The organism is Cellulomonas sp. P5_E12, assembly GCF_054049315.1.
In genome coordinates this window covers 15,327-39,780 of record NZ_JBFUMP010000017.1, presented here as the reverse complement: position 1 = coordinate 39,780, position 24,454 = coordinate 15,327, and the positions used below count along the sequence as shown (strand labels likewise).

The 24,454-nt window shown below is 72.5% G+C and carries 26 protein-coding genes; 15 read left to right on the top strand and 11 right to left on the bottom strand.

All coding sequences use genetic code 11. The features are described 5' to 3' along the window. Positions 1-4 precede the first annotated feature (4 nt). Positions 5-712, bottom strand: coding sequence for an SDR family NAD(P)-dependent oxidoreductase (locus tag ACXJKA_RS14290; RefSeq protein ID WP_456825874.1), 708 nt, complete (start codon positions 710-712; stop codon positions 5-7). Between the two features lie 122 nt (positions 713-834). On the opposite strand from ACXJKA_RS14290, the gene ACXJKA_RS14285 reads away from it, so the two are divergent. Further along, positions 835-1,695 (top strand): helix-turn-helix transcriptional regulator, encoded by an 861-nt coding sequence (locus tag ACXJKA_RS14285; protein ID WP_456825873.1) that lies wholly within the window; start codon positions 835-837, stop codon positions 1,693-1,695. A 1-nt stretch (position 1,696) separates the two neighbouring features. On the opposite strand, the gene ACXJKA_RS14280 is transcribed toward ACXJKA_RS14285, so the two are convergent. Continuing rightward, complete coding sequence (locus tag ACXJKA_RS14280) at positions 1,697-2,167, bottom strand: NUDIX hydrolase (RefSeq protein ID WP_456825872.1); 471 nt, start codon at positions 2,165-2,167, stop codon at positions 1,697-1,699. 98 nt (positions 2,168-2,265) lie between these two features. On the opposite strand from ACXJKA_RS14280, the gene ACXJKA_RS14275 reads away from it, so the two are divergent. The 5 genes from ACXJKA_RS14275 (at position 2,266) to ACXJKA_RS14255 (ending at position 7,112) form a co-directional block, all read left to right on the top strand. Then, positions 2,266-2,727 (top strand): S-ribosylhomocysteine lyase, encoded by a 462-nt coding sequence (locus ACXJKA_RS14275; protein ID WP_456825953.1) that lies wholly within the window; start codon positions 2,266-2,268, stop codon positions 2,725-2,727. Next, complete coding sequence (gene mtnN / locus ACXJKA_RS14270; protein ID WP_456825871.1) at positions 2,724-3,443, top strand: 5'-methylthioadenosine/S-adenosylhomocysteine nucleosidase; 720 nt, start codon at positions 2,724-2,726, stop codon at positions 3,441-3,443. Before ACXJKA_RS14275 ends, mtnN begins: the two co-directional genes overlap by 4 nt. Before the next feature lie 28 nt (positions 3,444-3,471). Further along, positions 3,472-4,998 carry an MmgE/PrpD family protein gene (locus ACXJKA_RS14265; protein ID WP_456825870.1) on the top strand — a complete coding sequence of 509 codons (1,527 nt, stop codon included), beginning with the start codon at positions 3,472-3,474 and terminating at the stop codon, positions 4,996-4,998. Continuing rightward, positions 4,998-5,891, top strand: a complete 894-nt coding sequence (gene prpB, locus ACXJKA_RS14260; protein ID WP_456825869.1) for a methylisocitrate lyase — start codon at positions 4,998-5,000, stop codon at positions 5,889-5,891. The genes ACXJKA_RS14265 and prpB overlap by 1 nt, the downstream gene beginning before the upstream one ends. A 96-nt stretch (positions 5,892-5,987) precedes the next feature. Then, entirely contained in the window at positions 5,988-7,112 is a 1,125-nt protein-coding gene (locus ACXJKA_RS14255) for a bifunctional 2-methylcitrate synthase/citrate synthase (protein WP_456825868.1), read from the top strand. Between the two features lie 153 nt (positions 7,113-7,265). Here the strand turns inward: ACXJKA_RS14255 and ACXJKA_RS14250 are convergent, their stop codons facing one another. Then, positions 7,266-7,856: a carboxymuconolactone decarboxylase family protein gene (locus ACXJKA_RS14250; protein ID WP_456825867.1), complete on the bottom strand. Its 591-nt coding sequence runs from the start codon at positions 7,854-7,856 to the stop codon at positions 7,266-7,268. Positions 7,857-7,880: 24 nt separating this feature from the next. Then, positions 7,881-8,399, bottom strand: coding sequence for an RDD family protein (locus ACXJKA_RS14245; protein ID WP_456825866.1), 519 nt, complete (start codon positions 8,397-8,399; stop codon positions 7,881-7,883). A 55-nt stretch (positions 8,400-8,454) separates the two neighbouring features. Between ACXJKA_RS14245 and ACXJKA_RS14240 the strand changes: the two genes are divergently transcribed. Further along, positions 8,455-9,132, top strand: a complete 678-nt coding sequence (locus ACXJKA_RS14240; protein WP_456825865.1) for a hypothetical protein — start codon at positions 8,455-8,457, stop codon at positions 9,130-9,132. A gap of 3 nt (positions 9,133-9,135) precedes the next feature. Here the strand turns inward: ACXJKA_RS14240 and ACXJKA_RS14235 are convergent, their stop codons facing one another. Continuing rightward, positions 9,136-9,753, bottom strand: a complete 618-nt coding sequence (locus ACXJKA_RS14235) for a TetR/AcrR family transcriptional regulator (protein ID WP_456825864.1) — start codon at positions 9,751-9,753, stop codon at positions 9,136-9,138. A gap of 102 nt (positions 9,754-9,855) precedes the next feature. Between ACXJKA_RS14235 and ACXJKA_RS14230 the strand changes: the two genes are divergently transcribed. Further along, positions 9,856-11,295, top strand: a complete 1,440-nt coding sequence (locus ACXJKA_RS14230) for an FAD-dependent monooxygenase (RefSeq protein ID WP_456825863.1) — start codon at positions 9,856-9,858, stop codon at positions 11,293-11,295. 4 nt (positions 11,296-11,299) lie between these two features. Here the strand turns inward: ACXJKA_RS14230 and ACXJKA_RS14225 are convergent, their stop codons facing one another. Next, the gene (locus tag ACXJKA_RS14225) at positions 11,300-11,569 is read right to left on the bottom strand and encodes an acylphosphatase (RefSeq protein ID WP_456825862.1); all 270 of its coding nucleotides are present in this window, start codon (positions 11,567-11,569) and stop codon (positions 11,300-11,302) included. Then, positions 11,566-11,916 (bottom strand): cupin domain-containing protein, encoded by a 351-nt coding sequence (locus ACXJKA_RS14220; protein ID WP_456825861.1) that lies wholly within the window; start codon positions 11,914-11,916, stop codon positions 11,566-11,568. Before ACXJKA_RS14220 ends, ACXJKA_RS14225 begins: the two co-directional genes overlap by 4 nt. A 73-nt stretch (positions 11,917-11,989) precedes the next feature. Between ACXJKA_RS14220 and ACXJKA_RS14215 the strand changes: the two genes are divergently transcribed. From ACXJKA_RS14215 to ACXJKA_RS14185, 7 genes are all read left to right on the top strand, one after another. Further along, positions 11,990-12,718, top strand: a complete 729-nt coding sequence (locus tag ACXJKA_RS14215) for a Clp protease N-terminal domain-containing protein (RefSeq protein ID WP_456825860.1) — start codon at positions 11,990-11,992, stop codon at positions 12,716-12,718. A gap of 110 nt (positions 12,719-12,828) precedes the next feature. After that, a complete protein-coding gene (locus ACXJKA_RS14210; protein ID WP_456825859.1) occupies positions 12,829-14,151 on the top strand; it encodes an NYN domain-containing protein in 1,323 nt (440 codons plus the stop codon). A 357-nt stretch (positions 14,152-14,508) separates the two neighbouring features. Beyond that, complete coding sequence (locus ACXJKA_RS14205) at positions 14,509-15,369, top strand: class II fructose-bisphosphate aldolase (RefSeq protein ID WP_456825858.1); 861 nt, start codon at positions 14,509-14,511, stop codon at positions 15,367-15,369. A gap of 16 nt (positions 15,370-15,385) precedes the next feature. Further along, positions 15,386-16,162: an HAD-IA family hydrolase gene (locus ACXJKA_RS14200; RefSeq protein ID WP_456825857.1), complete on the top strand. Its 777-nt coding sequence runs from the start codon at positions 15,386-15,388 to the stop codon at positions 16,160-16,162. 38 nt (positions 16,163-16,200) lie between these two features. Further along, positions 16,201-16,821 (top strand): dihydroxyacetone kinase subunit DhaL, encoded by a 621-nt coding sequence (gene dhaL / locus ACXJKA_RS14195; RefSeq protein ID WP_456825856.1) that lies wholly within the window; start codon positions 16,201-16,203, stop codon positions 16,819-16,821. Positions 16,822-16,889: 68 nt separating this feature from the next. Continuing rightward, entirely contained in the window at positions 16,890-17,885 is a 996-nt protein-coding gene (gene dhaK / locus ACXJKA_RS14190) for a dihydroxyacetone kinase subunit DhaK (RefSeq protein WP_456825855.1), read from the top strand. Between the two features lie 214 nt (positions 17,886-18,099). Then, positions 18,100-19,389: a glycoside hydrolase family 6 protein gene (locus tag ACXJKA_RS14185; RefSeq protein WP_456825854.1), complete on the top strand. Its 1,290-nt coding sequence runs from the start codon at positions 18,100-18,102 to the stop codon at positions 19,387-19,389. Positions 19,390-19,459: 70 nt separating this feature from the next. On the opposite strand, the gene ACXJKA_RS14180 is transcribed toward ACXJKA_RS14185, so the two are convergent. The 4 genes from ACXJKA_RS14180 to ACXJKA_RS14165 form a co-directional block, all read right to left on the bottom strand. After that, positions 19,460-20,584, bottom strand: a complete 1,125-nt coding sequence (locus ACXJKA_RS14180; protein ID WP_456825853.1) for a PP2C family protein-serine/threonine phosphatase — start codon at positions 20,582-20,584, stop codon at positions 19,460-19,462. After that, on the bottom strand, positions 20,565-21,377 hold the full coding sequence (locus ACXJKA_RS14175; RefSeq protein WP_456825852.1) for an alpha/beta fold hydrolase: 813 nt from the start codon (positions 21,375-21,377) through the stop codon (positions 20,565-20,567). The genes ACXJKA_RS14180 and ACXJKA_RS14175 overlap by 20 nt, the downstream gene beginning before the upstream one ends. A 273-nt stretch (positions 21,378-21,650) precedes the next feature. After that, positions 21,651-23,207, bottom strand: a complete 1,557-nt coding sequence (locus tag ACXJKA_RS14170) for a DUF222 domain-containing protein (protein WP_456825851.1) — start codon at positions 23,205-23,207, stop codon at positions 21,651-21,653. A 463-nt stretch (positions 23,208-23,670) separates the two neighbouring features. Continuing rightward, positions 23,671-24,447 carry a glycoside hydrolase family 16 protein gene (locus ACXJKA_RS14165; RefSeq protein WP_456825850.1) on the bottom strand — a complete coding sequence of 259 codons (777 nt, stop codon included), beginning with the start codon at positions 24,445-24,447 and terminating at the stop codon, positions 23,671-23,673. Positions 24,448-24,454: the final 7 nt, after the last annotated feature.

The window sequence follows — 24,454 nt, the reverse complement described above, 5'->3', positions numbered from 1 at the left end:
CTCGCTACCAGGGCACGACGCCCGACCGGTCGGTGAACGTGCCGGTGGCCGCGCCGGGCTCCATCGTGGCGGCCGCGACCACGGCGTCGGTGCCCTCCTGCACGGTCTGCGTGCCGCGGAACCCGTTGAGCGCGGTGCCGGTGTAGCCCGGGTCGACGGCGTTCACCTGGTAGCCGGTCAACGACTTGGCGTACTGCGAGGTGATCATGTTGAGCGCGGTCTTCGACGACGGGTAGACGAGCCCGTGCAGGGTGGACTCGAACCGGTCCGGGTCGGTGGTGACGCCGAGCGACCCCATGCCGCTGGACACCATGACGACCCTCGGCTGCGCGGACCGGTCGAGCAGCGGCAGGAACGCGTGCGTCGTGCGGACCGGTCCGAGCACGTTGACGCCGTAGACGCGCAGGAAGTCGGCCGCGGTGGTCTCGCGCGGGGCGAGCATCCCGCCGCTGATCCCGGCGTTGTTCACGAGCACGTCGAGCCGGCCGCTGTGCTCGTCGATCATGCGAGCCGCGGCGTCGACCGACGTGTCGTCGGTGACGTCGAGCTGGACGGCGCGGACGTCGCCGTCGATCTCGTCGGCGAGCCGCGTGCCCAGGGCGATGTCCCGCGCGCCGAGCCAGACGGTCCAGCCGAGCGCCGCGAGCCTGCGGACGGTCTGCGTACCGAGTCCTTGGGTGGCCCCCGTGACGAGGGCGATGGTGGTGGTCATGGGTCCACCGTCGCCCCGGCCGACGCCCCCATCCAGTGCCGGCGGACCCTAGGACCGGCGGTACCCGGCTGCGGCCCGACTGCAGCCCGCCGTCGGCCCGGGCCGTGGGGCATCCTGGGGAGATGGACCGCTCCGAGCTCGCTCAGGTGCTCAAGCGCGCCAGGACCGCGCTCTCGCCGCAGGACGTGGGGCTCCCCGCGGGCTCCCGTCGACGGGTGTCCGGTCTGCGGCGCGAGGAGGTCGCGCAGCTGGCGGGCGTGAGCGTCGACTACGTCGTGCGGCTGGAGCAGGGCCGCGGGCCGCACCCGTCGCCGCAGGTGCTTTCCGCTCTGGCGCGGGCGCTGCGGATGGACGACGACGCCCGCGCCGAGCTGTTCCACCTGGCCGGCAACGCGCCGCCGTTGCCCGGCCGGATCGACGAGCACGTGCGCCCGAGCGTGCAGCGGCTCCTGGACCGGCTGGACGACCTGCCGACCATGGTGCTCAGCGCCCGCGGCGACATCCTCGCGTGGAACGCGATGGCCTCGGCGCTGCTCGGGGACTGGTCGCTGGTCCCTCGTCGCCAGCGCAACATCATCTGGCTGCGGTTCCTGGGCACGCCCGACCCGCGGCGCAGCCGGGTGGCGATGGGCGACGAGGAGCGCGCCGCCACCGAAGCCCAGTCGGTGGCCACCCTGCGGGCCACCGCCGCCCGCTACCCGCGTGACCCGTCCGTGCGCGACCTGGTCAGCGAGCTGCGCCGCGGCAGCCCGCGCTTCGACGAGCTGTGGCGCGCCGGTGGATCGTCGACGTCGTGGCCGTTCCACGGCAAGACGATCGACCACCCGAGCCTCGGGCTGATAAGCCTCGACTGCGACTCCCTGCACGTGCCGGACACCGACCAGACCGTGATCGTCTACTCAGCCGAGCCGGGCACGGCCGACGCGGAGGCGCTCGCGCTGCTGCGGGTCGTCGGCACCCAGTCGATGAGCACCGCCGGCTGACTCAGACCCCGAACGCCGCCGGGCCCTCGGGTGCCAGCGCCTTGGCGATCCGCGCGTGCATCTCCGCCGACATCGGCGGCAGCGCGTCGGGCGCGAACCAGGCCGCGTCGGTGTTCTCGCCATCCGCCGGGAACGGCTCGCCCGAGACGTAGCGGAAGCGGAACGTGTGGTCGAGGTACTGCGCGCGGTCACCGTTCTCGTAGACCATCGGCGGTAGCACGTGCACCCAGACCAAGCGCTCCGGGACGGCGACCACCGACGCCTCCTCGACCACCTCGCGGGCGCCGGCGTCGGACGGCTCCTCCCCCGGGTCGATGATCCCGGTGACCGGGGTCCACTCGCCGTTGTCCGCCCGCCGCACCAGAAGCAGGTGGCCGTCGTCCCGCACCACGACGGCGGTGACGCCGGGCAGCCAGAGGAGGTCGTGACCGACGGCGGCGCGCAGCGCGAGGACGTACTCGGGGATGGACACGCGGTGATCGTACGAGCACCGTTCGGCCGCACGCTCAGAGGAGGGGACAATGGGCGCGTCGCCGATCGAGAAGGATCTCTGCCGTGAACCAGCCCCGCATGAACGTCGAGTCGTTCAACCTCGACCACCGGACCGTCGCCGCGCCATACGTGCGCCTGGCCGACACCAAGCAGCTGCCCGCCGGGGACGTGATCCAGAAGTACGACGTCCGCTTCACGCAGCCGAACGTCGCGCACCTCGAGATGCCGGCGGTCCACTCGCTCGAGCACCTGTTCGCGGAGCACTCCCGCAACCACTCGGACCGCGTCATCGACTTCTCGCCCATGGGCTGCCAGACGGGCTTCTACCTGATCCTGCAGGGCGAGTGGGACTACGACGACGTGCTCGGCCTGGTCGAGGACACCCTCACGGACATCACCACGGCGACCGAGGTGCCCGCGGCGAACGAGGTGCAGTGCGGCTGGGGCGCCAACCACACCCTCGCCGGCGCGCAGGACGCCGCCCGGACGTTCCTCGCGGCGCGCGAGGAGTGGGAGCACGTGAGCGCAGCGACCGCATGATCGCCGTCGACGCGGTCATCGTCACCGCGATGCCCGACGAGTCCGCCGCGTTCCTGAGCCGCGCGGACGTCGTCGGCGACCCGACGGCGATGGGCCACGCCGAGCACCGGCTGCTCACGATCTGCGGTCGGCAGGTGCTGCTCGTCCAGTGCGGCATCGGCCTGGTGAACTCCGCGACCGCCGCGGCCGTCGCCATCCAGGGCACGCACCCGCGCGCGGTCATCAGCGCCGGCAGCGCGGGCGGCGTGGGCCTCGACGTGCGGGTGGGCGACGTCGTCGTCGGCTCCGAGTACGTGTACTCCGGCGCCGACGCCCGGGCCTTCGGCTACGAGCTGGGCCAGGTGCCGGGCATGCCCGAGGTCTACGAGGCCGAGCAGATCCTGCACGACGCCGCGGCCACCGCGACCGTCGACCTGCGGGTGCTGTCCGGCACGGTGCTGTCCGGGGACGCGTTCATCGACGCCAGCCGGATCGACCGGATCCGCGCGGCCTTCCCGACCGCGATGGCGACGGACATGGAGTCCGCGGCGCTGGCCCACACCGCCCACCTCTACGGGGTGCCGTTCCTCTCGGTCCGCGGCATCTCGGACCTCTGCGGTCCCGTCGCCGGCGAGGACTTCCTCACGCACGTGGACGACGCCGCGGACCGGTCCGCCGCCGTCGTCATCGAGGTCCTGCGACGGCTGGCCGTCGGGGACATGGCCCACGCCCGCTGACCGTCAGAACTCACAAGGAAGTGACCCGATGACCGTGAACCACCCTGTCCGCGTGCACCCGAGCGCCGACCGCCTGGCCCGTGCCGACCAGCTGGCCTGGGCCATCGCCGAGGTCGCCGCCGACCCCGTCGAGGTGCCGGACGAGGTGGTCGACATGATCATCAACCGGGTCATCGACAACGCCGCGGTCACGGTCGCCTCGCTCACGCGCACGCCGCCGTCGGCGGCCCGCGCCCAGGCGCTGGCGCACCCGTATGCCGGCGCCAAGCACGGTGCGACGGTGTCCGGCGTCGCGCCCACGACCCGCGTCAGCCCCGAGTGGGCGGCCTGGGCCAACGGCGTCGCCGTCCGCGAGCTCGACTACCACGACACGTTCCTCGCGGCCGACTACTCCCACCCGGGCGACAACATCCCGCCGCTCGTCGCGGTGGCGCAGCACACGGGCCGTGACGGCGCCGCGCTGGTGCGCGCGATCGCCACCGGCTACGAGATCCAGGTCGACCTGGTCCGGGCGATCAGCCTGCACGCGCACAAGATCGACCACGTCGCGCACCTGGGCCCGTCGGTCGCGGCCGGGCTGGGCACACTGCTCGACCTGCCGCCCGAGGTGATCTTCCACGCCGTCGGCCAGGCCCTGCACACGACGACGGCCACGCGGCAGTCCCGCAAGGGCGAGATCTCGAGCTGGAAGGCCTACGCCCCGGCGTTCGCGGGCAAGGTCGCCATCGAGGCCGTGGACCGGGCGATGCGCGGCGAGACGTCGCCGACGCCGATCTACGAGGGCGAGGACGGCGTCATCGCCTGGATGCTGGACGGCCCCGACGCGGCGTACGACGTCCCCCTGCCCGCGCCCGGCGAGGCCAAGACGGCGATCCTCGACACGTACACCAAGGAGCACTCGGCGGAGTACCAGTCGCAGGCGCTCATCGACCTGGCCCGCCGCCTGCACGGCGAGCGCCCGGACCTCACGGACCCGGCGAACGTGGCGTCGATCGTGATCCACACGTCGCACCACACGCACTACGTCATCGGCTCGGGCGCGGGCGACCCGCAGAAGTACGACCCGGCCGCCTCGCGCGAGACGCTCGACCACTCGATCCCGTACATCTTCACGGTCGCTCTCCAGGACGGCGCCTGGCACCACGTGGACTCGTACGCGCCGTCCCGCGCGGGCCGCGCCGACACCATCGCCCTGTGGCTCAAGGTCACGACGACCGAGGACCCGTCGTGGACCGCCCGGTACCACTCGACGGACCCGGCTGAGAAGGCGTTCGGCGGCCGCGTCGTCATCACCACGACGGCCGGCGAGGTGGTGGAGGCCGAGATCGCGGTGGCCGACGCGCACCCGCTGGGCGCCCGGCCGTTCGCCCGCGCGCAGTACGTGGCGAAGTTCCGCACGCTCGCGGACGGCGTGCTGGACGAGGCGGAGATCGAGCGGTTCCTGGACGTCGCCCAGCGCCTGCCGTCCCTCACCGCCGAGGAGCTGGCCGGCCTGACGGTCGTCGCCCCCGGCGGCCTGCTGGACACCGTGAGCACCCCGGAAGGACTCTTCTAATGCTGTACGCCACCACCACCGCGGCCGACAAGCGCGTCGCGCTGCGCGAGCGCCTCGCCTCCGGCCGCCTGCTGCAGCTGCCCGGCGCCTTCAACCCGCTGTCGGCGCGGCTCATCGAGGCCAAGGGCTTCGACGGCGTGTACATCTCCGGCGCCGTGCTGTCGGCCGACCTCGGGCTGCCGGACATCGGGCTCACGACCGCGACGGAGGTCACTGTGCGCGCCGGGCAGATCGCGCGGATGACCGGGCTGCCGGCGATCGTCGACGCCGACACCGGCTTCGGCGAGCCCATGAACGTCGCCCGGACCGTCCAAGGTCTCGAGGACGCCGGGGTGGCCGGCTGCCACATCGAGGACCAGGTCAACCCCAAGCGCTGCGGCCACCTGGACGGCAAGTCCGTGGTCGACGACGACACCGCGCTCCAGCGCATCCGGGCGGCCGTCGACGGGCGGCGCGACCCGAGCTTCCTCGTCATCGCGCGCACCGACATCCGCGCCGTCGACGGTCTGGCTGCCACCATCGACCGGGCCAAGGCCCTGGTGGACGCGGGCGCCGACGCGATCTTCCCCGAGGCGTTGACTGGTGCCGACGAGTTCGCCGCGGTCCGCGCCGCCGTCGACGTGCCGCTGCTGGCAAACATGACGGAGTTCGGCAAGGGCGAGCTGCTCACGGCGCGCCAGCTCGAGGACCTCGGCATCAACATCGTCATCTACCCGGTCACGCTGCTGCGCCTGGCCATGGGCGCCGCGATGGCCGGCCTCGACACCATCCGCGCCGAGGGCACGCAGGCCGGCCTGCTGGACCGGATGCAGACGCGCGCGGAGCTCTACCAGCTGCTCGACTACGAGTCCTACAACCACTTCGACGCGGACGTGTTCAACTTCCGCCTCTGACTCTGCATGCGCGACCGACCCGGGTGGCAGTGCACCCGGTGGATGAGGGCATGATGCTCCTGATCTTCTGACCATCACCGACGATGGAGGCACTGCATGACCGAGTCCGACGTCCAGATCCACAAGGGCCTGGCGGGGGTGGTCGTCGACACCACCGAGATCAGCTCCGTGGACGCCGCCAGCAACTCGCTGCTGTACCGCGGCTACCCGGTCCAGCAGCTTGCGGCCTCGCGCTCGTTCGAGGAGGTCGCGTACCTGCTCTGGCACGGCGAGCTGCCCACCGAGGACCAGCTGGCGGCGTTGCAGGGCGCCGAGCGGTTGCAGCGAGGGCTCGGCGACGCGGTCGTCGCCGCGATCCAGGCGCTGCCGCTCACGTGCCACCCGATGGACGTCGTCCGCACGGCGGTCAGCGTGCTCGGCGCGCACGACCCGACCGCGGAGGACTCGTCGCCCGAGGCGAACCTGGCCAAGTCCGTGCGCCTGTTCGCCCAGCTGCCGGGGATCGTCGCGCTCGACCAGCGGCGGCGGCGCGGCGAGGAGCCGATCGAGCCCCGCCAGGACCTCGGGTTCGCGGAGAACTTCCTCTGGGTGACGTTCGGCGAGCTGCCCGACCCCGTCGTGGTCCACGCGTTCGAGGTGTCGATGGTGCTCTACGCGGAGCACTCGTTCAACGCGTCGACGTTCACCGCGCGGGTCATCGCCTCGACGCTCTCGGACCTGCACTCGGCCGTCACGGGCGCGATCGGCGCGCTCAAGGGGCCGCTGCACGGCGGTGCCAACGAGGCGGTCATGCACACCTTCGAGGAGATCGGCACGGCCGACCGCGCCGCGGCCTGGCTCGACGACGCCCTGGCGAGCAAGCGCAAGATCATGGGCTTCGGCCACCGCGTCTACAAGCACGGCGACTCCCGGGTGCCCACCATGCACGAGTCGCTGGTGACGCTGGTCGAGCACTACGACCGGGCAGACATGCTCGACCTGTACGACGCCCTCGAGTCGGCCATGACCGAGCGCAAGAACATCCTGCCCAACCTCGACTACCCCACCGGCCCCGCGTACCACCTCATGGGGTTCGACACCCCGACGTTCACCCCCCTGTTCGTCGCGAGCCGGATCACGGGCTGGACCGCGCACATCATGGAGCAGCTCGGCGCCAACTCGCTGATCAGGCCCCTCAGCCAGTACGTGGGTCCGGCGCGACGGGACGTGCCCACCGCCTGAGCTGGCCCGTCAGGTGCCCGGGCCGCGCCACCACGGACAACGAGAGCGCCGGCGTGCCGACGAGGACCGTGCGGCGGATCGGGGAGCGCCCCCTTGTGCACGCAGCGGGTCTGTCGGCGCTCCGCGCGGACGCTGTGCAACCCCAGTGGCCCGTCAGGCCGAGGCGATCGGCCGCCCCACCGTCAGCGCGTCCCGCATGGGTCCGTCCAGCGCCGAGTACGCCGCGTCCGGCTCCACGCCCACCGCCTCGAGCACCGTGCTGAAGAAGCCGCGTGCCGCGGCGGCGAGGACCACGTCGAGGACCTCGTCGTCGGTGAACCCGAGCCCGCGCAGCTCGTCCAGGTCGTCGGGCCGCACGTCGGCGGCGCCCGCGGCGACCTTGTCGGCGAGCCGAGCGACCGCGTGGTCGACCTCGGTCAGCTCGTCGGCGTCGTCACCCTGCGCGAGCGCGCGCACCGCGTCCGGGCTCATGTGCGAGCGCGCGAGGACGCCGCCGTGCGCGAGCGCGCAGTAGCTGGACCGCAACCGCAGGGCGGCGGATGTCGTCGCGACCTCGTAGCGTCGCGCGTCCATCCCCTTGATGGCTCCGTTCAGCCCCTGCCACCCGCGCAGGACCGCGGGCCGGCGGGCGAACACCCGGGTGTAGTTGGCGACGTACCCCAGCGTCGCCCGGTCCTTCTCGAACGCCGCGGCGACCTCGCCGGTGGGGTCGTCGTCCTCGCTCGCCTCGCGGATCCAGCTCATGTGCCCTCCCGTGCGTCACCCCGATCATGGCGCCGGGACGTCGTGCACGTCGAGGACGATGGTGCCCGCCAGGAGGTCGGCCACGGTGCGCCCGTCGCCGCGGGCCGCCTGGACCGCCAGGCCGATCAGGCACGCGTAGGACGAGCCCAGCAGCAGCGCCGCGGCCACGTTCTGCTCGCCGCGGGCCGACCAGACTCCCTGGTGGGCGAGCTCCCAGGGCAGCGTCGTGGTGACCGCCCGGCGGAGCACCGCGGCGCCGACGGTGAGGTCACCGCCGCCCACCGGCGCCGTCGCCAGGCCGAGGGCGCGCATGCCCGGGGTGCCGCCGTGGGCGTCGGCAAGTCCGAGGACCAGGGCGGCCGGGATGGTCACCAGGACGGGGACCATCAGCCGGGGACGCCGAGCCAGGGTGATCGGCGGTGCGGCACCCCGCCGGATCGCCAGTGCGTTGACGGCGGCGACCGCCGCCAGCGGGACGGCGACCGCTGCGCCGTCGATGAGCGCCGCGACCGCGCGACGTCCTGCGTGCCGGAACCCGGGCATGCCACCTCCGTGCGTCTGCCCCCCGCACAGCACCGTAGCGGGCAGAGTGGGCGTCGTGTCAGGGCCTACCGCCGCCGCGGCTGCCGCGAACAACGCCTCCTGGTGCGACCTCGTCGTCCGCGCGGCCGGTGCGCCGACGGAGTCCCGGCCGGGACTGTGGTCGACGCCGCGACGCTCCCCGGAGGCGTATCCGGATGCCGTCACGCTGCGGCCCGGCGTGAGTGCGGCCGAGGTGCTGGGCGCGATCGACGACTCCCCCGGCGCGTCGGTGAAGGACTCGTTCGCCGACCTGGACCTGGCGCCGCACGGCTATGCGGTGCTGTTCGAGGCGCAGTGGCTGACCCGCCCTGCGCGGTCGCCGATGGTCCCGGGGCTGCCGTGGCGGGCGGTGGACGCCGCGACGCTCCCGCAGTGGCTCGCCGCGCACGGGTCAGCCGCGATCACGCCCACCGTGCTCGACGACCCCGCCGTCCGGCTGCTGCTGGCGGCGGACGCCGACGGCCCGATCGGCGTCGCGGCGCTGAACCGGTCCGGTGACAGCCCCGTCGTCGGCGTCTCGAACGTGCGCGCGCTGCGGATCGAGCCGGAGGTCGTGTGGTCCGAGCTGACGATGGTCGCCCGCCGCGAGCTCGGGCCGTTCCCGCTGGTCGGCTACGAGTCGGGGCCGGACGTCGTCCCGCCGGTCAGCGCGGGCTTCGAGCCGGTCGGCCGGCTGCGCGTCTGGCTGCGGTGACGCTCACCGTTCCCAGAGCGCCCGCTCCGCCATCGCGCCCAGCCTCGCGGCGACGCCCTCCTCGTCCAGGCCACGGCCCGTGTAGAGCTGGTCGAAGGTCTCGAAGCTGCTGATGACCCAGAGGATGTCGGTCGCCTCGTCGACCGTGACGTCGGACCGGAGGTGCCCCTCCTCCGCGAGCCGCTCGGCCAGCCGTCGCTGCCCCTCGGCGCGCCCACGCTCGACCACCTCGAACGCGCGGCGCACCGCCTCGGGCTCGAGCGACCACATCGAGTAGATGGTCCGCGAGACGTCCCGCTCGGCCGCGTAGACCGCAGCGGCGGCGACGAGCGACTGCCGGACGGCGTCTCGGGCGTCAGGCAACGCCACGGCGTCGACGATCCGCTGGAACCCCGTCCGCTCGAGCAGGTCCTGTCCGAGCGCCTCGAAGAGCCCCGCCTTCGAGCCGAACACGAGGTAGACCGTCGACCTCGCCACGCCCGCCTCCTGCGCGACCCGCTCGATGCTGAGCGCCTCGCTCGGGGCAGCGCGCAGCCGGTCGCGCATCGCGTCGAGGATCCGCCGACGGGTCTCGTCGGCCGCCACGGCCCGCGCCTGCTGGGTGTACTTCCGCGTCGTCACGACGAACATCCTACTTTCACTTGACATCAAGTCCGACAAAAGACACTCTGTCTTGTGAAAGACACCATGTCCGATGAAACATCCCACAGGAAGAGCACGACCATGCCACTCACCACCACCCCGACCGTCGTCGTCGTCGGCGCCGGTCCCGCCGGACTCACCGCCGCGATCGCGCTTGCCTGCCACGGCGTCCGCACGCTCGTCGTCGAACGGCGGACCGCGCTGTCCCCGTTCCCCCGAGCCACCGGGATCAACCTGCGCACCATGGAGCTGATGCGGGCCTGGGGCCTGGAGGACGCGGTGCGCGCGGGCGCGATCGACGTCAGCGAGACGGGCTGGATCGGCCGCTCGCTCGCCTCGACCGACGGCGTCGAGATGTCGATGGGCTTCCCGTCCACCGAGGTCGCGGCGTCGCTCAGCCCGACGACGACCGCCATCGCACCGCAGGACCACCTCGAGCCCGTGCTGCTGGAGCACCTGCTCTCGCTTCCCGGCACCGAGGTCCGGCTGGGCACCGAGCTGGTCGCGCTCGACCAGGACGACGGCGGCGTCACGGTGACGCTGCGCCGTGACGGTGAGACGTCGACCGTGCGCGCCCAGTACGTGGTCGGCGCGGACGGCGCCCACAGCGCGGTCCGCCGCAGCACGGGCATCGCGATGGAGGGCCCCGGCGACCTCGGCGCATACCTGGCCGTGCTGTTCCGGGGGCCGGTCGCGGACGTCGTCGGCGAGCGACGGCACGGGCTCTACATGGTGGCCCGGCCGGGTCCGCCGTGGGTGTTCCTGCCGACCGACCGCGTCGACCGCTGGGTCTTCTCGATGACCTGGGACCCGACGACCGAGACGCGCGACGACTACCCGCGCGAGCGGCTCGTCGAGCTCATCCGGGCCGGAGCCGGCGCACCGGACCTCGACCCCGAGATCGTCTGGACCGGCGACTTCACGTTCACGGCGCAGATCGCGTCGCGCTACCGGCAGGGTCGGGCGTTCCTCGTCGGCGATGCCGCGCACCGCATGACCCCGCGCGGCGCGGCCGGCATGAACACGGCGATCCACGACGGGTACGACCTCGGCTGGAAGCTCGGCTGGGTGCTTCGCGGCTGGGCGCACGAGTCGCTGCTCGACAGCTACGAGGCCGAGCGTCGGCCCGTCGGTCTGCGCAACATGCAGCGCTCGGCCGTGGCCGCCGACCAGCGCGACGTCTCCGAGGACTACCTCGACGACCTGGTCGACCGGATCCCGCACGCGTGGCTGCCGGATGGCCGGACGTCGACGCTCGACCTGCTGGGCGACGGTCTCACGGTCCTGGCCGGACCGGACGCTCGCGTGGTCCAGGGGTCGGCGCACGGCGTCCCCGTGGACGTCCGTCGCGTCGACACGTCAGCCGCGAAGGCGCTGCGCCTCGGCGACGACGGCGCCGTCGTCGTGCGGCCGGACGGGCGGCCCGTCGCCCGCTGGACGGCGTCGTCGAACGCGTCGTTCCCGTCGGCTGCCGTGTGTGCGGCGCTGCGCGGGTCGGCGACGGCGGCGGCGGCCGCGTAGGTGCCTACGGCTCGATCGTGAACCCGGTCAGCCCTTCCGGGTTCTCGATCGTGACGTCCACGCCGGACACCCCGGCCCCGCCCGGTCCGGAGCGGCACCACGACTCGAGGGCGTCGACGGCCTCGTCGGCGCCCTCGAGGACGGCCTCCACGGTCCCGTCCGAGCGGTTGCGCACCCAGCCCTGCACCCCGAGCCGACGCGCCTCGCGGGACAGCGACCACCGGTAGCCGACGCCCTGCACGAACCCGTGGACGACGACGCGGTGGCGGATCATCGCGACGCCGCCGCACCGTCGGGCTCCGCAGAGCTGCCCGCGTTGCCGTGCTCCGCCGGCCCGAAGACGACCAGCACGTGCAGTTCCTCCGCGATGTCGACGAACCGGTGGGGCTCGAGCGCGGGCACGAACGCGACGTCGCCTGGACCCACGTCGACGGTCACGTCGGGTGTCCACAGCCGCCCCCGACCCCGCAGGACGACGTAGATCTCGTCCTCGGTGTGCGGCTGCTGACCGTCGACGTCTCCGACGCGGAGAACGTAGGTGCCGACGCTCAGCGCGGGGACGCGGAGGTGCTCGGTGTACGAGGTCTCGCCGGGCAGGCCGGCGCCCTGAAGCAGATGCACCTCGCCAGTCTGCCCCCGGCGGCGCGTCAACACTCGGTTGACGCCTCGTTCATCGTCAACCTAGGGTTGACGCATGACGACGACTCGCCTCCAGAACCCCGTCCGGCTCGACGACCTCATCCAGGCCATCACCACGACCCAGCCGACCGTCCTCGACCAGCTCTCGACCGCCGTGCTCACGGCGCAGTCGCTCGACGACATCGCCGACCACCTCATCGGCCACTTCGTCGACCAGGCCCGCCGGTCCGGCGCGTCGTGGACCGAGATCGGCGCGAGCATGGGCGTGACCAAGCAGGCCGCGCAGAAGCGGTTCGTGGCCAAGGACCCCGGGACGCCGTCCGAGCCCTCCGCTGCGCAGGGTTTCGGCCGCTACACCGACGCCGCCCGCAGCGTCGTCGTCGCGGCGCAGAACGAGGCGCACGCCGCCGGCAACGCCCAGATCACGCCGGCGCACCTGGCGCTGGGCCTGCTCGGCGCACCAGACGACGTCGCCGCACGCGCGGTCGCGGCCCAGGGCACGTCGATCTCCGACGCCCGCGCCACGCTCACCGCCGCCCTCGCGCCGGCAGTCTCCCCCGTGCCCGCCCTCATCCCGTTCGACGCCGGCGCCAAGAAGGCGCTCGAGCTGGCGTTCCGCGAGGCCGCGCGTCTCGACGACGAGGGCGTCGACACCGGTCACGTCCTGCTCGCCCTGCTGGAGGCCGACGACGGGACCGGACCGGTCGCCGCGCTCGGGCTCGACAAGGCCCCCGTCGAGGCGTTCCTGCTGGCTGCGCGGCCCGCAGCCGATGCTGCGGAGTGAGTCGCCGAGGCCCGTCGATGACCTGGCCCGTCGTCCGTCGCCGATAGTGAGCTCGTCGTCGACACCCGTTCTGGTACGCGTCCGTCCGCGTCAGCAGGGAAGATGCTCGGGTGACCTCCACGAGCGTGACCTCTGCCGACCGCGTCGACGCCGCTCGGCGTTTTCGTACCGCCCTGTTCGTCGACTTCGACAACGTGTACATCGGCCTGCAGCGCCTCGACCCCGTGGCCGCTGAGGCGTTCGCGACGAACCCGGCGCACTGGCTCGGCGAGCTCGAGACCGGCAGCGACTCCGAGGGCGACTTCACCCGTCGCTTCCTCATCCGCGCCTGCTACCTCAACCCGTCGAGGTTCTCGCAGTTCCGCCCCAACTTCACGCGTGCCGGATTCCAGGTGGTCGACTGCCCGTCGCTGACCCAGCAGGGCAAGAGCAGCGCCGACATCAACCTCGTCCTCGACGCCGTCGACGCCCTCGCCGCGTCGACCCACTACGAGGAGTTCGTCATCGTGTCCGCCGACGCCGACTTCACTCCCCTCGCCCTGCGCTGCCGCGCCGCCGACCGGCGCGTCACGATCATCACCGCCAGCCCCGCCGCGAGCGCCTACCGCTCCGTGGCCGACGCGGTGGTCACGGCCGACGACCTGGCCGACCTGGTCACGCAGACGGCGTCGACCCTCGCCGTCGACAGCGCGGTCACCGAGGCGCCGGTCGCGACCGAGGCGCCCGCCGTCAGCGTCGCACCGGCCACCGCGGCGCCTGCGCGCTCGAAGAAGGCGACCGCCGTCGAGACGCCGCCGGCCAGCACTCCCGCCCGCAAGGCCGTCCTGCAGCGCGTCCGGACCGCCGACCGGCCCGTCCCGCTCGGCACGATCGCCCAGCTGGCGCAGAAGACCGAACCCTCGCTGCCGGAGACTCGGTGGGCGGGCGCCGGGGGCTTCCTGCCGTGGCTGGCCAAGAACGTGCCCGAGGTCGGCGTCTCGTCCCGGCCGCCGGGCTTCGTCTGGGATGCCAACCGGTTCGGCGAGGCCGACCTGCCAGGTGCGGTGACGGATACGTCCTCGAGTGCCCTGCAACGTCAGGTCGTCGCGGTGACGGACACCCCGGGTCTGAGCCAGTCGAACTACCGCGTGCTGCTGACTGCGCTGGCCGCCGATCTCGCGGCGCACCCGTTCGACCGCGCCGAGACGTCGAGGCGCGTTCGGGACGCCTGCCAGAAGGCGGGCGCGCAGGTCGGCCGCTCGACGGTCAACTTCGTCATCGGCGGCATCATCTTCGCCGGCCTCGAGCTCACGCCGACGACGGGTGCAGGCGACCTCGCGCTGGCGTGGACGGAGAACGTGGTCGGGCTGTGCCGCGGTGCCCGCATGCAGCTCAGCCCGGGCGACGTGACCGCCATCGGCTCGTGGGTCGGCGGCGGGCTGCTCGAGGACTGACTCCCCGGTCGTCGTCGGACCGGAGCCGCATCCGGTCGCCGCGGGAACACGATCGAGGAGTACTCGAACGGCTGCGACAGGCCGTCGGCGATCACCTCCTGCAGCTGGAGGGCGGGCGGCCACGTCAACCTCGTCTGCCTCGCCGAGCGCGAGCCGCTCGCGCACGCCCTGCGACGCAGCCTCGAGCGCGAGCGAGACCAGCCGCGTCGCTGCCCGGGCCCCCACTCGCCGCCGGAGCAGACGTGTCTAGACTGCGAAATGATCGGGACGATGCGGTCCTGGTCGATCGGGAGCGCGCTCGTCCCACGACGACGAGGCCACCCGGTCACGCAGGGCCGCTCCCCGGGAGGGCTGAGCATGATCTCGTCGACGCTGACGATGACGCGGATCGCTCGCGAGCACGGCTACGCCGTCCCCGCTGTCAACATCCTCGACGACCTGAGCCTGCGCGCCGTGATCGCCGCCGCCGTGGCCGCGAGCTCGCCGATGATCATCCAGATCTCCGTGAAGACCGTCCGCTCGATCGGCACCGACCTGGTCACCACCATGTTTCGGTCCGCGGCCGCCGACGTCCCCGTGCCCGTCGCCCTGCACCTCGACCACTGCCCCGACCGGGCCGTCATCTCGGACGTCGTCCGCGCGGGCTGGTCGTCCGTGCTGTTCGACGCCTCGAACCGGGACCTCGCCACCGCCGAGCGCGAGACCGCCGAGGTGGTCGCGGAGGCGCACGCCGCCGGGGTCGACGTCGAGTCCGAGCTCGAGAACATCATCGGGGTCGAGGACGGCGTCGGCTCCGACGTCTCCCTGCACTCCTACGACGTCGAGACGTTGGCCGGGGTGGCCGAGCGCACGGGCGTCGACCTGCTGGCCCCCCAGCTCGGCACCGCGCACGGGGAGTACAAGGCCCAGCCGGTGCTGCTGCCCGAGCGCGTGCGCGAGCTCGCCGCCCTGACGGACCGACCGATCGTCCTGCACGGCGGGACCGGGCTATCCGCCGACGACTTCGCGAGGTTCATCGGCGCCGGCGTCTCGAAGATCAACATCTCGACCGGGGTCAAGGTCGCGTACATGCGCTCGGCCGAGAAGCACCTGGCCGAGGCACGCGCCCGCGACAAGTGGGACCCACCCTCGATGTTCCGGGACATCTCCGCCGCCGTGCAGGCCGCGATCGCGGTGCACATCGAGGAGTTCGGCGCCGCGGGCAGGGCCGACCGATGAGCGCCGGGAGCACCTCATGAGCCCGACGCTGATCTTCGACTGTGACGGCGTGCTCGCCGACACCGAGCGCGACGGCCACCTGCCCGCGTTCAACCAGACGTTCGCCGACGCCGGTCTGCCGATCCACTGGAGCGAGCAGGAGTACGGGCAGCTCCTCGCGATCGGCGGTGGGAAGGAGCGGCTCGCGACGGTGTTCACTCCCGTGTTCGTCGAGACCGCGCACCTGCCCGTCGACCCCGACGAGCAGCGCGACCTGATCGCCCGCTGGCACAAGGCCAAGACCGCGCACTACACGGCGATGGTCGCCGACGGCGTGATGCCGGGGCGGCCGGGCATCGCGCGCATCGTGGCCGACGCGTCGGCCGCGGGCTGGCGGCTCGCGGTCGCGTCGACGTCGGCCGAGGCCTCGGTGCGGGCCGTCCTGGAGCATGCCGTCGGCGAGGAGCTCGCCGCGCAGTTCGCGGTGTTCGCCGGTGACGTCGTCCCCAAGAAGAAGCCGGCGCCCGACATCTACCTGCTCGCCCTGCGCGAGCTCGGGGTCGGGCCGGAGCAGGTCGTCGTCGTCGAGGACAGCGCCAACGGCCTGCGGGCCGCGCTGGGGGCCGGGCTGCGGACGGTCGTCACGGTGAGCAGCTACACCGCCGAAGAGGACTTCACCGGCGCGTCGCTCGTCGTGAGCTCGCTGGGCGACCTCCCCGACAGTCCCGCCACCGTCCTGGCCGACCCGCACGGCCTCGACATCCAGGGGCAGGTCGAGCTGTCCCACGTCGAGCGCCTCCTGCAGACGCCATAGTCCCCGAAGCTGCCGATCCCGAGAGAGAGCGAAGCGCCGTGTCCGATGCCCGCGTCGAGTCCGTCGTCCGCACCATCGCCCATACCTGCGTCGAGAACGAGAAGTACTTCGGCGACCTCGACTCCGTCGTCGGCGACGGGGACTTCGGGTTCTCGCTCGCGCGCGGCTTCGAGAACGTGGAGACCCAGTGGGACACGTTCGACCGCAGCGACACCGGCACGTTCCTGCAGAAGGTCGCCATCGTGATGACGGGCCGGATCGGTGGCACGTCGGGACCGATCTGGGGCACCGCGTTCCTCCGGGCGGCCGGGCAGGTCAAGGGCAAGCAGGAGGTCACGGGCGACGACGTGGTCGCGATGCTGCGGGCCGCCATCGAGGGCATCAGGGCGCGCGGCGGCGCCGACCTCGGGGAGAAGACGCTCCTCGACGCCCTCGCGCCCATGACCGACACGATCGAGAAGGAGCTCGCCGCGGGCTCGTCGGCACCCGACATCGCGCGCGCTGCTGCTGTGAGCGCGCGCGACGCGGCCGAGGCGACCAAGCCGATGCAGGCCCGCCGCGGCCGGGCGTCGTACACGGGCGAGCGCAGCATCGGGTCGGTCGACCCGGGCGCGATAGCGATCGCGGTGCTGGCGGAGCGGATCGCCGACACCTGGTGACACACGTCCGCGTCCGGGGGCGGCGCGGCGGCAGGTCAGAAGAACACGACGATGTGGAGGAATGACTGATGAAGAAGTTCGTCAACGACCCGAAGAACTTCGTCCCCGAGATGCTCAAGGGCATCGCCCTGGCCAACCCCGACACCCTGCGCTACGTCCCCGAGTACAACCTGATCATGCGGGCCGACGCCCCGAGCCACGACAAGGTGTCGATCATCCAGGGGTCCGGGTCCGGCCACGAGCCGGCGCACGTGATGGTCGTCGGCAAGGGCATGCTCGACGGGGCGTGTCCCGGTGACGTGTTCGCCGCGCCGCCCATGGAGTACGTGCTGGAGACGGCGAAGCTGCTGGCCTCGGACAAGGGCGTCCTGCTGCTGGTCAACAACTACACCGGCGACAAGATGGCGTTCGAGATGGCCGCCGAGCTGGCCGAGGCCGAGGGCCTCAACGTGAAGACGCTGTTCATCAACGACGACGTCGCCGTCAAGGACTCGACCTGGACGGTCGGCCGGCGCGGCGTCGCGGGGAACTTCTTCGTCATGAAGGCCGTGGGGGCCGCGTCGGAGGCCGGCGCCTCGCTGGAGGAGCTCGTGCGGATCGGCGAGAAGGTCAACTCCGTCACCCGGACCATGGGCATCGCGCTGACCCCGTGCACGCCGCCGGCCAAGGGCTCCCCCCTGTTCGAGCTCGCGGACGACGAGATGGAGGTCGGGGTCGGCATCCACGGCGAGCCCGGTCGCCGCCGCGCCAAGCTGGTGAGCGCCGACGAGATCGTCGACGAGCTGCTCGGCGCGGTGGTCCCCGACCTGCCGTACTCGTCGGGCGACGAGGTCGCGCTCATGATCAACGGCCTGGGCGGCACCCCGATCAGCGAGCTGTACCTGCTGTACGGGCTGGCGCACGAGAAGCTCGCCGCGCAGGGCATCACCGTGGGACGCAGCTATGTGGGCGAGTACTGCACGTCGCTCGACATGGCCGGCGCCTCGCTCACGCTGGTGAAGCTCGACGACGAGATCAAGCAGCTTCTGCTGGCGCCCGCGGAGATCGCCAACCGAGTCTTCTGACCCCGCTGTCCACCCGGCCGCCACGCGCGGCGGCACCCCCTGTACACCGCCGCGCGTGGTTTCCGTGAGCCAGGCTCCCGTGCCTCTACTGCCCACCTCCGGAATCTTCCTTACCGGTATACCTTGTGCTCGAGCGCCCGGATTGTCATGCTTCCCGGGACGGCTCACGCCCGTCGCTCGCGAACGGTCATCCGACAACGACGTAGGAGACTCCGTGTCCAGACCCCTGCCCCGCACCCGCTCGATGCTGCTCGCTACCGCCAGTGTGGTAGCGCTCTCACTCGCCGTTGCGGCCCCCGCCGCGGCTCACGACGGCCGCGGCCACCACGCGCCGCCGCCGGCCACGCGGCTCTTCACTCCCCCGCCGGACACAGGCGCCGTCCAACAGATCAAGCAGCTGGTCAAGACGCACCAGTGGGCCGATGCCGCGGAGCTGACCACGATGGCCGCCACGCCGCAGGCCGTCTGGTTCACCTCGGGGACGCCCAAGGAAGTCAAGAAGGCCGTCCAGAAGACCATGCTCCAGGCCCGGATCACGCACTCGATCCCCGTGCTGGTCGCGTACGACCTCCCGTTCCGCGACTGCGCCCAGTACTCCGCGGGCGGCGCGGCGGACACCGCGTCCTACCTGGCGTGGATCGACGCGTTCGCCGCCGGCGTCGGCGACGGCCAGGCGATCGTGCTGCTCGAGCCCGACGGCCTCGGGATCATCCCCTGGTACACGACGATCAACGGGGCGAAGGAGTGGTGCCAGCCCGCCGAGCTCGACCCGGCCACCGCCGCCGCCGACCGGTTCACGCAGGTCAACGGCGCGGTCGACCGGCTCACCGCCCTGCCGAACACCTCCGTCTACCTCGACGGCACGCACTCCGGCTGGCTGGGCGTCGGCGACATCTCCGACCGCCTGCACAAGGCCGGCGTCGAGAAGGCCGACGGGTTCTTCCTCAACGTGTCCAACTACGAGACGTCCGAGCGCCAGGTCAAGTTCGCCTCCTGGATCTCGCAGTGCCTCTGGTACGGGACGAACACGGCCGAGGGCGGCTGGCGCGTCGGCCACTTCGAGTACTGCGCGTCGCAGTACTACCCGGCCGACCCGGCCGACTTCAGCACCTGGACGAAGACCGACGACTGGTACACCAAGGAGGTCACCAACGCCGCGGGCGCGCCCAGCGGCCCCGACGTCCTGGAGCACGCCGTCATCGACACGAGCCGCAACGGGCAGGGTCCGTGGACCGCACCCGCCGACCACCCCTCCGGTGACCCCCAGGTCTGGTGCAACCCGCCAGAGCGCGGCCTCGGGCTCAAGCCGACCCTGACCACCGGTAGCCCCTACGTCGACGCCTACCTGTGGGTGAAGATTCCGGGCGAGTCCGACGGCGAGTGCACCCGGTGGGACCCGGCCGGCGGCATCGACCCCGTCCGCGGCTACGCCGACCCCGCCGCGGGCGACTGGTTCCCGGAGATGGCGCTGGAGCTCGTGCACAACGCGAACCCGGGGCTCTGACCGCGGTCAGACGCTGACGGTCGTCGGTGGGCCGCAGAGGTGCCCACCGACGACCGTCTTACTCCGCTCGCTATCCGTCACCCGACCACGCCATGACGAGCACGCACACGTCGTCGCGCTCGTCGCCCGCGTGCGCGAGCAGGTCCGTGACCAGCGACGACACCGAGCCGCCCGGTTCCAGCAGGGCGGCGCTCGCTTCCGCGAGGGCGTCGAGGCCCTCGCGCAGGGAACGATTGCGGCGCTCGATGAGGCCGTCCGTGTAGAGCACGAGAAGGTCGCCCGGGAGGAGGGTCGCCTCGGCCTCCACCCGATCGGTGCCGATCCCGAGCGGCGTGGACCGCCCCGCCCAGAGGAACTCGTGCCCGCCCGCCGCCGTCAGCCGAAGCGGTGGGAGATGGCCCGCGCACGCGTACCGCACGCGGCCGGTGTCCAGCTCGATCTCCACGTACGCGAGGGTGGCCATGAAGCCGACCGCGGTTTGCTCGACGAACCGGTCGAGACGCCCGAGCAGCGCCGCGGGCCCCACGCCTGGTTCGGCGACCGCACGGACCGCGCTGCGCAGCTGACCCATGGCCGTGGCGGCGCGCAGCCCTCGCCCGACCACGTCACCGACGACGACCGCGAGTCGGTCGTCGTCGAGCAGGAAGGCGTCGTACCAGTCGCCGCCGACCTCGAGGGCCTGCACACCCGGCCGGTACTCCGTGGACACGAGGAAGCGGCCGTCCGTCGGCAGGTTGGTGGTGAGCAGCGCGAGCTGCAGCTCGTGCGCGACGGACGCCTTCTGCGCCGCGTCCGAATCAGCGGCGGTCCGCGCCGCGAGCAGCTCGCGCTCGTAGCGGGACCGCTCGACGGCGCGGGACAGCGCGACGTCCACCACACGCTCGCCGTCGTCGGTGGCCCACGCGCGCGCGGACATCAGGACCGGCATCCGACCGTCGGGTCCCCGCAGCTCGACCGCGACCTCGTCGATCCGGCCCTGCATGTGCAGCAGCGGTGACAGGTGGGTCTCCCAGTAGATCCGGCCACCCACCGAGAGCAGCTCGCTCAACCGCGTGGCGCCGACGAGTTCATCGGGCTCGCGGCCGACCCACTCGAGGAACATCCGGTTGGCGTCGACGATCGTCCCGTCGGCGTCGAGCCGCAGCAGCGCGACCGGCGCGACGTCCCAGGCGTGGCTACGCCCGGACGGGGGCATGGGCCAGGTAGGCGGTGATGGCGTCGACCACCTGGTCGGGCGCGCTCAGGTTGGGGCAGTGCCCGACGGCGTCGAGAAGCACGAGCTCGCTGCCCGCGAGGTGCTCGTGCACGTACTGCCCGACCTCGGGCGGCGCGATGACGTCCTGCCGGCACTGCAGCACGAGTGCCGGCGTGGTCACGGCAGCCAGGTCGTCGCGGTTGTCGGACAGGAAGGTGGTCCGCGCGAACCGCTTGGCGATCGCCGGGTCCGTCCGGCAGAACGAGTTGGTCAGCTCCTCGCCCAGTTCCGGCCGGTCGGCGTTGCCCATGATGACCGGCGCGATGAACGTCGACCAGCCGAGGTAGTTGTCGTCCATCGTCTCGAGCAGCTCGTCGATCTCCACGGCGCTGAACCCGCCGCGGTATCCCTCGTCGTCGACGTACCGCGGGCTCGGGCCGACGAGCACCAGCCGATCGAACAGGTCGGGCCGCCGGGTCGAGGCCAGTGCGCCGATCATCGCGCTGACCGAGTGGCCGACGAACACCGCGGGCCCCAGGTCGAGCTCGTCCAGCAGCTCGACGACGTCGTCCGCATAGCCGTCGAGCGAGCCGTAGCGCTCCGGGTCGTAGGCAGTGAGATCCGAGCCGCCCGCACCCACGTGGTCGAACAGAACCACCCGGTGCGTCGCCTCGAACGCGGGAGCCACGAACCGCCACATGCTCTGGTCGCACCCGAACCCATGCGCGAACACCATCGCCGGCGCGCCGGGCACGCCGGCGAGCACGACATTGTTCCTGGTGAGCACGCTCATGTGTCGAGAGTAAGCCGCTCGGGAGTCCCCACCCGACAGTCCGGCGCCCGGCCGGAGCGAACGCCCGACCCCAAGAACCTGCCACCGTCAGGGGTGTCGAACAGCGCGCACGGATGAGCCCCGGCGCGTCGAGGGTGCTCACATGCCCAGCCGTAGCCGCGTGGTCAGCCGAGTTTCAGGGCCTGGGGTTTCACGGCCCGAGTTGACGCGTAGTCAGGCGCGTTCGCCGGTCCGACCCCGTCGCCTGGTGGCGCGGTCCGGTGTTTCGCCGGGTCAGAACGGCGGGTCGCCCCAGTCACGTGGCGGGGGTGGTGCGGTGGACGGGCGCAGGTGCTCGTACGACGACGCTGCTGCCAGGACGGGCTGTGGACGTCTCGCGTAGGTCAGGCCCAGTGGACTGGTCCAGGTGGAGACGCCGGTGGCTCGGTCGTACGTGACCTTCCAGCGGCCCTCGGTCTTGGCCCGGTGGTGATGGCGGCACAGGCAGTGGAGGTTCGCCTCGCACGTCTGCCCCTCACCCGACCGGCCGTGGTCGTAGGGCTCGCGGTGGTCCAGGTCGCAGCGCGCCGCGGGCTGCCGGCACCCGGGGAAGGTGCAGGTCTGGTCCCGCGCCTGCACCAGCCGGGTCAGATCTGCGCCCGGTCGGTAGGCGACAGACCCGACCTCGGACACCTGGCCCGCCGGGTCGGTCAGCACCCGACGCCACGTGCCGTCCTGGGCGAGCTCGCGTGCCATCGACGCGGGGATCGGACCGTACGACCCGAGGTGGCCCGGAGCGTCGTCCAGCCCGAGCAGGGTGGTGGCCGCGACGGTGAGCTGCACGGCGACACGCTGGCCGCCGCGCGTGGGCAGCGGTTGTCCGTCGGGCGTCGTCTGCCGTTCGAGGATGCCCACGAAGACGTCCGCGAACGCGTCCGCGCGCCGCTGGTCCGCCGTGCGCTCGTCGCCGCCGACCCGCGTCGTACCGGCGAGCGCGTCCACCGTGGTGAACACCGCCAGCGCCTGGTCGGCGGGCAGGTACGCCCCGATCCACGCCATCGCGTCGCGCACGGGAGTCAGCTCCACGCGTCGGTCCGCGCGCTGCTTGGCGGCCCGACGCTCAGCGGCCGCGGCATCCGCGCCGATCACGGCTGCACGGACGTGCCGGGCGAGCTGCGGTGCCGTCATCTCGCCGGCGGCGGCGACGGCGTCCGCCACCACACCGGCGGCGGACGCACGGTCGGCCACCGCGACCTCGTCGAGGATGACGTCGATCTTCCGGGCTCCGACCAGGCCGGCGGACCAGGCATCGGACAGCGACGGGTGTTCAGCCGCCAGCTCCGCGCGGACGACCAGCCGCTCGGCAGCCGGGCGCGTGCACACCAGGGCGCTCGCCAGCTCGTCACCGGCGACGCGGAGGGCATTCGGCCCGCTCCGGAATGCAAGCTCGCGCACCAACGACGCCTGCTCGGCCTGCGCCGCCGCGATCGTCTGCTCCCAGCCGATGATCGCGTTGACCAGGTGGGCACCAGGCAGGTCGGCGGGCTCGACCTGCTCGAGGATCCCCGCCAACGCAGACACCGAGAGCCGCGGCTCGACGACCGGGAACGCCGGGAGCATCGGCACGCCATCGCCCTGGCGGCCGCGCGCGAACGGGGTGAGGACGGCGAACGTGAACTCCGGCAGCGGGTCGGGGACGTACGGCTCCGACCAGTCGGCCAGCGACGGCGAGGGTGGCGTCGAGGGCGGCTGCGTCGGCGACGGGCGCGGATCCCAGTCCTCGGCGGTGTCGACCCACGACGGCCACGGGAGCTCGAGCTCGCCGGTCTCAAGCTCGTACAACGCCGTCATCCCCGAGACCTCCCCACATCCGCCGCCTCGTCCGTTCGTACAAGTGTACGAACAACGGCTGGCATCGACTTTCCGGCGGCGAAGCCGTGGGCCAGGGCGGCGACGACGGGGGCTGTGGGCGGCTCAGTCTCGTGGGCGGCGATCGCGCGCGCGACGGATCGGTGCCGACTGGCAACTCCGGCAGAGCCTCGAGGGCTGTTCGAACACGCCCGCCCGGTTGGCTCCCCTCGACCAGCGCCCACCAGCATCGAGGTCCGGCGGAGAACGTCAACGTGATGGGCCCGAGCGAGCTTGGGCTTGAGGTCGAACCGCCCTCAGAACCTCTCGCGCCGCCCCGACGAGCGCCCGCGAACGGCAGCGTGCGCGTTCCGAGCCGGCGGCCGACACGACCTGCTTCCAGCGGTGCGTCGGCGCCACGCGTGCGCGTGCCGACGCAGCGAGCAACCGACGACCAGCAGCGCCGTCAGCGCCGCGCGTGCTCGCGGACGCTGTCGACGACGAGCTCCGGCACGGCGTCGCCGTCGTCGCCCACCGATCGCTCTGGAAAGTCGAAGACGGCCAGCATCAGCTGCATCGGGTACGTCGGTGGACGCGCGCAGCTGCGCACGACTGCACCGTCGACGAGGAAGTCCGCCTGCTCCCGGTCCCAGTCGACCGCGTACGTGTGGAAGTCGGCGACGTCGATCGGCAGACGCACCGCCGCCCAGTCCTCGACCACGGCGGGGTCCCGGAACGGGTGCAGGCCGACGCCGACCTCCGCCGACCCGGGACGGACCGCATCCCCGAACACCTCCATCACGCAGATCTCCGCGGACCGCTCGGGCTCGTCCTCCAACCCGACCAGCCAGAACGCCACCATCGACCGCGGCGTCACCACGGCACGGGCGCGCAGCTCGAGGAGCCCGCCGGACGGGATCCAACCGCGGAACGCCTCCTGCGCCTCCTTGACCACGAGCCCGTCGCGGTAGGGCTGCTGCCCGCGAGTTCCGCCCACCGGCCCCGACCAGTTCCCGGACTGGATGCCCGAGACGCGCGTGGGCGGGCGGTGGTCGTCGGCGCACCAGAGCCCCTGCGACGGCGGGATGGACAGGTGCAGGCAGGAGTCGCGGAGCTCGTACGACGCCGCGGTCAGCGCGCGCGAGCTCCAGGCCGGCAGGTAGTGCGGCAGCCAGCGGGCAGGATCGAGGTCGGGCCCGTCGAAGTCGTCCTCGACGACCCGTCCGTCGGGGTGGTCGGCCACGAACCCA